Origin of the sequence: Stieleria sedimenti, from assembly GCF_025060895.1 — a bacterium.
In the GTDB taxonomy this organism is placed as follows: Bacteria; Planctomycetota; Planctomycetia; order Pirellulales; family Pirellulaceae; genus Stieleria; species Stieleria sedimenti.
Genome location: NZ_JANZKV010000096.1, coordinates 13,747 through 27,441, shown reverse-complemented (window position 1 = coordinate 27,441; position 13,695 = coordinate 13,747). Strand labels below are relative to the sequence as shown.

Below are 13,695 nucleotides of genomic sequence, written 5' to 3'. Positions count from 1 at the left end.
GCGGGCGTCGCAGCAACCCTTCCCGCTCCGAGCGCACACTCTTCCGCGACCCTGCCAGAGAGCATTGGTGTCTACACATCTTTTGCGTGTCAGATCTGGTCTGAGTGCATGGTTTCGGCCAACGGCCGTTTACAGCCATAGCCTTGGGCATCGCCCAAGGTCCGCTGCCAACGCGTGCAAACGGGAGTGATCGCTACGATCGGGACAATCCACCACGTCGGTTCTCCTGCATTGACCGCCGTAGCGGAAGTTCTTCACCGCATTGCATTCACACCGACATAGGTTTGAAAAGTGAAAAACGACGAGTGCGGAGGGCGTCAAATGTCGTTTCTTACTGGTCGCGATGTTTTAGATTTGGATCCACCACCTTGCCTGTTCAAAAGAACGAACGCGTCTTTGAATTCTACCAATTGGAAGACCGAATCCTGCTCAGCGCGGACGGGTTCGATGCCGGTGATGCGCCTGCGCACGGGGATGTCGGAATCCTCGACGCGTTGATGACCCAGCTGCTCGAATCCGATCCGGCGGGAACGTCGGACCCGTTTTTCGGTGCCCATTCGGTTGATCCGAGCGATGCAGAATCGGCTGAGGCTGAATCAAACGATCGGGTCGACAGGCCAGCGTTTGATCCTTCACGCCCGCTGGAAGTTGTCTTCGTCGACGCAGGAGTTGAGGACGCTGAGACATTGCTGGCGGGGCTGCGCGATCATTCTGATGACGGCACTCAGTGGTCCATCGTCCGCCTGTCTTCCGACGAAGACGGGATCGCCCAAATCACGCAGACGCTGGCTGACATGTCCGGCGTCGATGCGATCCACATCCTCAGCCACGGAAATGGCGACGGAATTCAACTCGGCAACACGCGGTTGGATCAGGAATCGGCGAACGGTTTCGCCGGTCATATTGCGGCGTGGGCGGGATCACTGGACGCGGACGCCGATCTATTGATTTACGGCTGTGACCTGGCAAGTACGACAGAAGGACGCCATCTGATCGAGGCCCTCGCCGAACTTTGCGAATGCGACGTTGCGGCAAGCAACGATGCAACGGGACATCATTCACTTGGTGGTGACTGGGACCTGGAGTACGAAACAGGACAGATCCAGACGGACGTCGCGTTTCGCGTAGACGTGCAGCAGGATTGGGCACATTTGCTGGCAACCAGTACCGTGCGAGACGAATTCTCCACCAACAGTTTCAGCAACAACGATGGGTCAGAAAACTGGTCCGCAAATTGGCAAGAACTCGGCGAAAGCGACGGCACGGGATCGGGTGACGTTCGAGTCACCGGTGGCGAATTTCGTCTCGGTGGAGACGGGGTTACGATCACAAATGACGGCATGAGCCGGGAAGTCGACCTTTCAGGTGCGGTTTCAGCAACACTTACCTTTGACTACCGACGCGTCGATATCGACGGAGGCGGTGGTAGCGTTGCCATTGAAGTTTCGGACAACGGCGGCAGCAGTTGGAATACTCTGCAGTCGTATAGCCTTTCGTCGACAAACGGTACAACCGGCGCATCCTTTGATCTAACGGCCTACATTGCAAGTAACACACAAATTCGCTTCATCGGATCAGGATCGACTGAAGCCTATTTCTATGCTGACAACGTTCAAGTCCAGTACAGCACCGTTCCTACACAAACCGCGACGTTCCAAGAGGGAATCGGCGGCTACACGGGAACGCAGGACACCAGTATCAACGGTGATTCGCCCGCCTCGTCGTATGGCAATGACGTTTCAGTTGTCGTTGATGCGGATCATAACAATGGATTTGAGGGTGTCGGGTTGATTCAGTTCGGCAGTATCTTCGGAACCGGCCCGGGGCAAATCCCGCTCGGTTCAACGATCGTTTCCGCGAGCCTGACGATCAATGCGGTCGGGACCGGCGACGCGGCCGGCACCTTGTCGCTTCATGAGATGTTGGCCTCTTGGGACGAAACGTCAACTTACAACTCGCTCGGCAGTGGATTGCAGTCGGGCAGCGAGTATGTCGCATCGGCGGACGGATCGATCACCGACTTAAGCAGTTTCGGCTTGTACACGATCACCGGCTTGGAGGACGCGTTGCAAACGTGGTCCAACGGGGGCACAAACAACGGCTGGGCACTTTTTAATAGCAACGTGAACGGCTTCGACTTCGAGAGCTCCGAAGCATCGACGGCCTCACTGCGACCCGAGTTGAGCGTTGAGTATGTTGTCTCCGAGGCACCCACCTTGACTGCATCGAACGTTAATGCGTTGTACACCGAGAACGACGCGCCCCTTTACGACGGGTTCGCCACCGTCACTGACTCGGACTCAGCCAATTTCGATGGCGGTAACTTCACCGTTACGATCACGGCAAATGCGACAGTCGACGATCGATTGGGAATCCGCAATGTGGGCACGGGCGCAGGGCAAATCAGCACAACCGGTGCAAATGTCTACTACGAAGGAAACTTGATCGGGACGTTCAGCGGAGGTACGGGAGCGACCGCGCTGGCAGTCGATCTGAATGTGAACGCCAGCGTCGCCGCGGTCCAGGGATTGGCCAGGGCGATCACCTATAGCAATGTTTCAGAGAATCCGTCGACGGCCACCCGCGTCATAAGTGGTGTCGTTTCCGACGGCGGTGGTGGAACGAGCGCCGCGTCGAATATCAACATGTACATCACCGCCGTCAACGACGCTCCGGTGGAATCCTCCATCGAGGCTGGATCACTGAGTTACACCGAGAACGGCGGTGCGTTGGCGATCACCTCGACGTTGACCTTGAGCGACGTCGACGACACCAATTTGGAATCGGCGGTCGTCCAAATTTTGGGCAACTACGCCAATGGGCAGGACGTACTGACGTTCGTCGATCAGAATGGCATCAGTGGCGTCTGGAACGCTGGCAGTGGGATCATGACCCTGACCGGAACCGCAACCGTGAGCCAGTACGAAGCGGCGCTGCGGAGCATTACCTACACCAACAGCAGCGACAATCCTACCACGGCGACGCGAACGGTGTCCTTCACCGTCAATGACGGCGCTGCGGATTCGAACACACAGACGCGTGACATCTCGATCGCGGCGACCAACGACGATCCGGCCGGCACCGGATTGCCGACCGACATCGCGGTCACCGAGGACGTCAGCAGCAACGTCGACCTGACGGCCATCAACTTGGCGGATCTGGATGACAACGGCGGCAACTTGACGGTCACACTGACCACATCGACCGGCGGAGATTTATCGGCTTCGACCGGCGGCGGGGTCACGGTCGGCGGATCTGGAACGGGCACGCTGACCTTGACCGGATCGCTGACCGACCTAAACACATTCCTGGACACGCCGACCAACGTCCAATACTTGCACGGCACGCCACAAACCTTCGGCAACGACGCCGACACGATCCAAGTCGTCGTCAACGACGGTGGCAACACCGGTTCCGGCGGCGGAACCGATCAAACGCTCGGCACCGTCAACGTCGATATCACGGCTGATAACGACGCACCGGTGCTGGACAACAGCGGCACGATGACGCTGACCGAGATCTTTGAGAACGACGATCGCAGCAACGGCGACTTGATCTCCGACGTCATTTTGAGCGCTGGCGGTGACCGAATCACCGATGTGGATTCGAGCCCCGTCGAAGGCATTGCGATTACAAACGTTGACAACACGAACGGTCAGTGGCAGTTTTCCACGGACGGCGGATCTTCTTGGAACCCGATCGCCAGCGCAAGCGACAGTTCGGCTGTATTGTTGACGACCACGGCAAATGACCGGGTTCGCTACCTGCCGAATCGCAACTTTAGTGGCACGGCGCAGTTCAGCTTCCGCGCCTGGGATACGACCGATGGGAATCCTTCTGGCACCACGGGCGTCAATGTTTCGTCAAACGGGGGCACGTCCGCCTACAGTTCGGCGGTCGAATCGGCGACGATCAACATGCTGCCCGTCGACATCAAAATTCTGCTGTCAACGGCCGGTGATGCTTCGAACTCAAGCACCGTCGGACTCAATAACTGGACCTCCGAAGACATCGTTTCGATCGGCGATCCGAACTTTCATATTGAACCGGGCACCAGTTCAGGAACGTTTGGCTTGGTAAGCGATTTTTTGCAGACCGCGGGAGACGTCGGATTCAGCATCAACGCGCTGCACTATGTCGGTCAATCCCTGACGTTGGGTCAAGGCGGATTCACCTTTGATCTTGAGGTCGGCGATATACTGATCACGGTGGATCGCAATGTGACATTTACCGGCGACACGACAAGTGTCTCGGCGACCAACGAAGACGTTTTCGTGTTCCGGCCGGTCGACGCGGCAGGGAATGATTATCGATCCGGTGACTTCTTTGAATTGCTTCATAGTGCCGCGGGTGTGGGCAATGAGATCCAGGGCGTTTCGCTCGTACAAGCCGACGTGGATGTCGGCGGAACGATCGTCAATACAGGGAGCTTTCTGCTGTCGAGCGCCGATCTGGTCGCCAACGACATCTACCAGTTCGACCCCAACCAAGTCGGCGCTGGCGCAGCGTCTGCATCAGGAACAATGACAACGCTCGTTTACGGCGATGACTTGGGGTTGGGCGCCGGAAACAACAACGTTCAGTCGTTGGATTTAGTTCAGTCTGACATTACGATCAACGGCACGACATTTCAGGCCGGCGACATCTTCGTCAGTCTCGAGAAGAACGACAATGATGTTTCTGGTCTATCGGTTTCAAAAGATGACGTCGCCGTTCTTCGTTTGACCCAGGCCGGTCAAGCGGTAACCACCCAGGGTTCGATCGATCTGTTCTTCGAGGGCGGCGACACAGGACTCAGCTCGTCGAACGATGAGATCACGTCCTTGGCGACGGTCATCGCAGGAGGAGTTGCGGACCCGGTGATCGACGTGGCCGGAGCGACGCTGGCGTATACCGAAGGTGACGGTGCGACGGTCATCGACCCTGGAGCGACGGTCACCGACGCGGACTCGCTCAACTTTTACAACGGTCAATTGAGAGTGCAAATTACTTCCGGCGGTTCGGCGGAAGATCGGCTCGCGATCGAGAACCAGGGAACGGGAGTTGGACAGGTTGGCGTTGCAGGAAGCTCGGTCACGTACAACGATGGTGGCGGCGCCGTTACGGTCGGTACGATTACGGGCGGAACGAGCGGCACACTCCCGCTCGCAATCACCTTCAACAGCGGGGCCGATCTCGCCGCGGTGCAGGCGGTAATGCGTGCAATGACTTTTGAAAACGTCTCGGATGCACCCAGCACCGTCAACCGCGAGCTGGAGTGGGTGTTCTCAGACGGCGATGGTGGAACCAGTAACATCGCTGCCAAGACGATCACCGTCGCCGCCCAGAACGATTCTGTAAGTGCCAATGATGACAACATAGTCGTCGCGGAAAACGGCACCGTCGCGACGGGATCCGCGTGGTGGAACAACGACTGGACGGCTCGCCGCGAACTGGCGTTTGACAATGCCGATCGAATTGAAAACCTGACCGATTTCGCGGTGCTCGTTCAGCTTGACAGCTCACGCATCGACTACAGCCTGACGCAGAACGGTGGACAGGATCTTCGGTTTGTCGATTCGGACGGCGTCACGGTGCTGGATCATGAAATCGAGGATTGGAATGAAGCCGGGACGTCTTACGTTTGGGTGCGGGTCCCGCAAATTAACGCGAGTTCAACGACCGACAGCATCTGGATGTACTACGGAAACTCGAGTGCACTGGACGGACAAAACACTGATGGAACTTGGGGAACGGATTTTGCCGGCGTTTACCATCTGAACGATGACTTCTTAGATTCGAGCGGGACCGGAAACCATGCGACGAACGCAGGGTCAACGGATTCCGGGGGGCAGTTTGCCGATGGACAGGTGTTCGATGGCGTTGACGATACGATCAATGCCGGCTCGGACATTTCTTTGGATAACCTCTTTGTAGGCGGGGGCACGCTTTCCGCCTGGATCAATCCCACAAGTTTCGGCGAGAACAACTATGGAAATATTCTCGACAAGTCGTCCGCGACGAGTGCAGATGGCGGGTGGGGATTACAGGTCAATGCAGGTAACCAGTCGATCGATCTGGAGGTCGGTTTCGCAGGAACCGACCGCGGAATCTGGAGTACGGAGACGGGTTCGTTGACCCTCGGCGAGTGGCAACATGTGGTGGTTGTTTATGACAGCAGTTCGATCAGCAACGATCCGGTCATTTACATCAACGGTGTGATGCAGGATCTTGTGGAAACGCAAACACCGGCCGGGGCGGCCGACGACGACTCGGCGAAGGACTTGCATATCGGTAACTTTGCCGGCGCCACCACCCGTACGTTTGATGGAACGATCGATGAAGTTCGGATCGTCGGAGCGACGCGGTCGACGGACTGGATATCTGCGGAATACGCATCGATGACGGATTCGCTGATCAGTTTTGGTTCCGAAGGCGCGTTGTCCAACGACATCGATCTGGACGCCGACATTCTCACCATCACCGCAATCAACTCTGGTACGGGATCGCAGGTCACCGACGCGGTTCAAATCGCCAACGGAGTGACGTTACCGTCTGGAGCCATCATCGCTATCAGTCCGAACGGTCGCATCAGCTATGATCCGAACGGCCAGTTTGAATGGCTTGACTCGGGGCAAAGCGTCGACGACACGTTCACCTACGAGGTCAGCGATGGCGAAGGCTCGACCGACGTTGCAACGGTTACTGTCACGATTAATGGCGAAAATGACGCGCCCACAATCTCTGTCAATTCCGGCGTTACCGTGGACGAAGGCTCACTCAGCAATGTCATCAATGAACTGATGCTGGACGAAGGCGACGCTGATGACGACGGCAACGAACTCGTCTACACAATCACGACGAATACCGCTCAGGGAACGATTCGCAACAACGGAGCCGCTTTAATCGTGGGAGGCACGTTCACCCAGGACGACATCGACGCGGGATTGATAACATACGACCACGACGGTTCAGAAACCACGGCTGACAGCTTCGTGTTTTCGCTGGCCGATGGCGGGGAAGACGGGGCGTCGGCCGCTACGGGCACCTTCAATCTCTCAGTCAATGCGATCAATGACGCCCCCACAACGAGTCCCGTCGCATTGACCGCGATCGCCGAAGACAGTGGGGCGCGGACGATCACGCAGGCTGAGTTGTTAGCCAATGCCAATGACGTGGAAGGTGACTCCTTGACCGCGACAGGACTTGCGGTCAGTACCGGTGCAGGAACGTTGATCAATAATGGCGACGGCACTTGGGACTACACCCCCGCTGGTGACGATGACACTTCGGTCAGTTTCAGTTACACGATCAATGACGGAACCGACAACGTCGCCGGCAGCGCGACGCTGGATATCACTCCGGTCAACGACGAACAGGTGTTGGCGACGAATGCTGGCGACACGGTCGTGGAAGGTTCCACCGGCAACGTGGTCACCACCGCGATGCTGGAGACGACGGACGTCGATAACACCGACAGCCAGTTGGTTTACACCGTCGATGCCCTGCCGGCCAATGGCGCGCTGTACCGCAACGCGGTCGTCTTGAACGTCAATGACACGTTCACGCAGGCAGACCTCGACGCGACCCTGATCACCTACGACCACGACGGCAGTGAAACATCAAGCGATTCGTTCGACTTCACCGTCGATGATGGCGCGGGAACGACGACCAGCAGCACGTTCAACTGGGCAATTAGCAACGTCAATGATGCTCCGGTGGAAGCCTCCATCGAAGGCAGCACGCTGGCCTACACGGAAAATGATGGTGCGGTGGCGATCACGTCGACGTTGACGCTGAGTGATGTCGATGACGCCAATCTGGAAACAGCGGTGGGCCAAATCACCGGGAACTACGCCAGCGGTGAAGACGTGCTGAGCTTCGTCGATCAGAACGGGATCAGCGGCGTTTGGAACGCCGGCAGCGGCACGCTGACACTCTCTGGCACCGCGACGGTGGCCGAGTACGAAGCGGCCCTGCGGAGTATCACGTACACCAACAGCAGCGACAACCCGTCGACGGCAACACGCACGGTTTCGTTCACGGTCAACGACGGCGACGTGGATTCCAACACGCAGACCCGCGACATCTCGATCGCCGCGACCAACGATGACCCGACCGGCACCGGACTGCCGAGCGACATCACGGTGACCGAAGACGTCAGCAGCAATGTCGACCTGTCGGCGCTCAATCTGGCGGACCTGGATGACAACGGCGGTAACCTGACCGTCACGCTGACAACTTCGACGGGCGGCGATCTATCGGCATCGACCGGCGGCGGAGTCACCGTCGGCGGCAGTGGAACGGGGACACTGACCCTGACCGGTTCGCTTGCCGATTTGAACACGTTCTTAGACACGCCGGCCAACATTCAGTACCTGCACGGGACGCCGCACACGTTCGGTAACGACGCCGATACGATCCAAGTCGTTGTCAACGACGGCGGCAACACGGGTTCCGGTGGCGGAACGGATCAAACGATCGGCACGGTCAACGTCGATATCACGGCCGTCAACGACGAACAGGTGCTGGCGACCAACACCGGTGACACGGTCCCGGAAGGCTCGGTCGGCAACACCGTGACCACGGCGATGCTGGAAACGACCGACGTGGACAACACGGACAGCCAATTGGTTTACACGGTTGATGCGGTGCCGACCAACGGAACCCTGTACCGTCTCGGTTCTGCGTTAAGCGTCAGCGACACGTTTACCCAGGCCGACATCGATGCGGGCCTGATCACGTACGATCATGATGGCAGCCAAACTTCATCGGACAGTTTTGACTTCACGGTCGACGACGGCGCGGGCACGACGACCAGCAGCACATTCAACTGGACGGTCAGCAACGTCAACGACGCTCCGGTGGAGGCGTCCATCGAAGGCAGCACGCTGGCCTACACGGAAAATGACGGCGCGGTGGCGATCACGTCGACGTTGACGCTGAGTGATGTCGATGACACCAATCTGGAAACAGCGGTGGTCCAAATCACCGGGAACTACGCCAGCGGTGAAGACGTGCTGAGCTTCGTGGATCAGAACGGGATCAGCGGCGTCTGGAACGCCGGCAGCGGGACGATGACGCTGACCGGCACCGCGACGGTGGCCCAGTACGAAGTCGCCCTCCGCAGCATCACCTACACCAACAGCAGCGACAATCCATCGATCGCGACCCGCACGGTCTCGTTCACCGTCAACGATGGCGATGTGGATTCGAACACGCAGACGCGTGACATCTCGATCGCGGCGACCAACGATGATCCGACGGGCGCCGGACTGCCGAGCGACATTACGGTCACCGAAGACGTCAGCAGCAACGTCGATCTGTCGGCGCTGAATTTAAGCGACTTGGATGAAAACGGCGGTAACCTGACCGTCACGCTATCGACGTCCACCGGCGGCGATCTATCGGCATCGACCGGCGGCGGAGTCACCGTCGGCGGCAGTGGAACGGGCACATTGACCCTGACCGGCACGCTCGCCGATTTGATCACGTTCTTGGATACGCCGGCCAACATTCAGTACTTGCACTCTGCGCCGCACACCTTCGGCAACGACGCCGACACGATCCAAGTCGTTGTCAACGACGGCGGCAACACGGGTTCCGGTGGCGGAACGGATCAAACGATCGGCACCGTCAACGTCGACATCACGGCCGTCAATGACGAGCAGGTGCTGGCGACCAACACCGGTGACACGGTCCCGGAAGGCTCGGTCGGCAACACGGTGACCACGGCGATGCTGGAAACGACCGACGTGGACAACACGGACAGCCAATTGGTTTACACGGTTGATGCGGTGCCGACCAACGGAACCCTGTACCGTCTCGGTTCAGCGTTGAACGTCAGCGACACCTTCACGCAAGCGGACATCGATGCGGGCCTGATCACGTACGATCACGACGGCAGTGAAACGACCAGCGATTCGTTCGACTTCACCGTCGACGACGGCGCTGGGACGACGACCAGCAGCACGTTCAATTGGACGGTCACCGCCGTCAACGATGCACCGGTGGAAGCATCGATCGAAGGCAGTACGCTGGCCTACACGGAAAATGACGGCGCGGTAGCGATCACGTCGACGCTTTCTTTGAGCGACAGTGATGACACGAACCTGGAATCAGCTGTCGTCCAGATCACCGCGAATTACGCCAGCGGCGAAGACGTTTTGAGCTTCGTGGATCAGAACGGGATCAGCGGCGTCTGGAACGCCGGCAGCGGAACGCTGACGCTGACCGGCACGGCGACGGTCGCCCAGTACGAAGCGGCGCTGCGGAGCATCACCTACACCAACAGCAGCGACAACCCATCGACGGCAACCCGCACCGTGGCCTTCACCGTCAACGATGGCGATGTGGATTCCAACACACAAACACGCGACATCTCGATCGCCGCGACGAACGATGATCCGACGGGCGCCGGCCTGCCGAGCGACGTCACCGTGACCGAAGACGTCAGCAGCAACGTCGACCTGTCGGCGCTGAACCTGAGTGACCTGGATGACAACGGTGGCAATTTGACGGTCACGCTTTCGACGTCCACCGGCGGCGATTTATCGGCCTCGACCGGCGGTGGAGTGACCGTGGGCGGATCGGGAACGGGCACGCTGACATTGACCGGAACACTCGCCGATTTGAACACGTTCTTGGACACGCCGGCGAACGTCCAGTACCTGCACGGCACGCCACACACGTTCGGCAATGACGCCGACACGATCCAAGTGGTCGTCAACGACGGCGGCAACACGGGTTCCGGTGGCGGAACGGATCAAACGATCGGCACGGTCAACGTCGATATTACCGCGGTCAATGATGAGCAGGTGCTGGCGACCAACACCGGCGCCACGGTTCCGGAAGGATCGGTCGGCAACACCGTGACCACGGCGATGCTGGAGACGACCGACGTGGACAACACGGATTCGCAATTGGTTTACACGGTTGATGCGGTGCCGACCAACGGAACCCTGTACCGTCTCGGTTCAGCGTTGAACGTCAGCGACACCTTCACGCAAGCCGATATCGATGCGGGCCTGATCACTTACGATCACGATGGCAGCCAAACTTCATCGGACAGTTTTGATTTCACGGTCGATGACGGTGCGGGAACGACCTCCAGCAGCACGTTCAACTGGACGATCAGTAATGTCAACGATGCTCCGGTAGAGGCATCGATCGAAGGCAGCACGCTGGCCTACACGGAAAATGACGGCGCGGTGGCGATCACGTCGACGTTGACTCTGAGCGATGTCGATGACGCCAATCTGGAAACAGCGGTGGTCCAAATCACCGGGAACTACGCCAGCGGTGAAGACGTGCTGAGCTTCGTCGATCAGAACGGGATCAGCGGCGTCTGGAACGCCGGCAGCGGCACGCTGACACTCTCTGGCACCGCAACGGTGGCCCAGTACGAAGTCGCCCTCCGCAGCATCACCTACACCAACAGCAGCGACAATCCATCGATCGCGACCCGCACGGTCTCGTTCACCGTCAACGATGGCGATGTGGATTCCAACACACAAACGCGTGATATCTCGATCGCGGCGACCAACGACGACCCGACGGGCGCCGGACTGCCGAGCGACATCACGGTCACCGAAGATGTCAGCAGCGACGTCGATCTGTCGGCGCTGAATTTAAGCGACCTGGATGAGAACGGCGGCAACCTAACCGTCACGCTGACAACTTCGACCGGCGGGGATTTATCGGCTTCGACGGGCGGTGGAGTCACCGTCGGCGGATCGGGCACGGGGACACTGACCCTGACCGGAACACTCGCGGACTTGAACACGTTCTTGGACACGCCGGCCAACATTCAGTACTTGCACTCTGCGCCGCACACCTTCGGCAACGACGCCGACACGATCCAGGTGGTCGCCAACGACGGCGGCAACACCGGATCCGGTGGCGGAACGGATCAAACGATCGGAACGGTTAATGTCGATATCACTGCGGTCAATGATTCACCGAACTTGGCATCGAATACAGGGATGACGGTTGCCGAAGGATCGACGGGAACCGCGATCGCGCCGGGCATGCTCAGCGGTAGTGACGTTGACGATGCTTCGATGGACTTGACGTACACCCTGACGGACGACGTCGACAACGGGACGCTGACGTTGGCGGGATTCGGGACACTCACGCTGGGTGATACGTTCACGCAGGCGGATCTGGACAATGGAGACGTGACGTACAGTCACGACGATAGCGAGACGGTCGGCGATGGCTTTGGGTTTACGCTCGCCGATGGCGGTGAAGACGGCGCGTCGGCGATCGCCGGGAGCTTCACCATCACGGTGACTCCCGTCAACGACAATGCGATCAGCGCGATTGCTGACGTTGATCCGTCGGCCAATTCCGTTGCCGAAGACGCGGTGTCCGGAACCCTCGTCGGCATCACTGCACTGGCAAGCGATGTAGACGCCGGCGCCACTGTCACGTATTCGCTCGACGACGACGCCGGCGGACGATTCTCGATCGAAACGACGACGGGGATTGTCCGGGTTGCCGGAGCGCTCGATCACGAAACGTCGTCGAGCGAAACGATCACGGTTCGGGCCACGAGCAGTGACGGTTCGACGACCACGATGACGAACTCGATCGCCGTCACGGATGTCAATGAAGCCCCCGCGGCGACCGGGGAATCGTTCACGGTGCCGATCGGCGAAACGTTGTCCGTGGGAGTGGCGGGGGTGATCTTCAACGACACCGACATCGATGGTGACACGCTGGCGATCGTGTTGGTTGCCGGGCCGACCAACGGCACGTTCAGTTTGGATCCGGGCGGCAATTTCACCTACACACCGAACGCGGGCTTCTTCGGCCAAGACTCGTTCTTTTACCGAGTCACCGACGGGACGCTTTCGAGCAATGTCGCCGAGGTGGTCCTTGACGTGCCCGTCGCCGCGCCGGCGGTCAGCGGATCGGTGGCGACGTCACCAACTGATCCGGATTCTGAGGAGCCCGAGACAGAGAACGCGACCGAATCGGATGCCGACACTCCATCGGAGATTGAATCGGAATTCGACGAATCAACGGACAGCACCGAGGCGACTGCAACGTCCGGCGAAGATTCCGGCATCGCCCTGGCATCGGTCCTGCATGGTCCAGGTGTCAAAGCGGACGGTGGCGTCGCGGGAACGTCCGATGGGAGTGATGCGCGGGGTAGCGGCGGGTTGCCGGACGAAGTGATACGGGGCGAGCGACAACTTTACGGGGTCTATGCGGTCTCAAGCGATGCCTCCAGTTTGACCCTCAGCCACTCCCCTGAACTGCAGCAACTCGAGCGTTTACTGCGTCGAGACCTGCAGCAAGCCATCGTTTGGACGCAGTGGGATGATCCCCAGCAGCAAGACGACGACTCATCGATGATGGTGATGGTCGGGGCCGCGGGCGCGGGGATGAGTGTGTTTTCAATCGGATACGTGTTCTGGGCATTGCGCGGCGGGGCCTTGATGACGGTGTTCGCGTCCAGTTTACCTGCGTGGCGGTTCATCGACCCGATTGCGATGCTTTCGGCCTATCGCAGTTCACGATCGGGGGTCGACGAAGGGTTGGACTCCATGCTTGGCTAAAGCACAATCCTGCTGCTGTCACCGTTGAACCCGTTCCAGCCTTGCGGATAGACTGCGGTTTTGGTTTCGTTCAACTGATCAAACGCGTGAAGGATGTTGGATTGATGGATTCACAGGACACCACTCCGTTGGCCGCGAGAAACGTCAC

The 13,695-nt window shown here is 58.9% G+C and carries 1 protein-coding gene; it reads left to right on the top strand.

The genetic code is table 11. The annotated features are described in order from the left end of the window. Positions 1 to 368 precede the first annotated feature (368 nt). Positions 369 to 13,547, top strand: coding sequence for a DUF2341 domain-containing protein (locus NZK35_RS13740; RefSeq protein WP_259633108.1), 13,179 nt, complete (start codon positions 369 to 371; stop codon positions 13,545 to 13,547). Positions 13,548 to 13,695 lie beyond the last annotated feature (148 nt).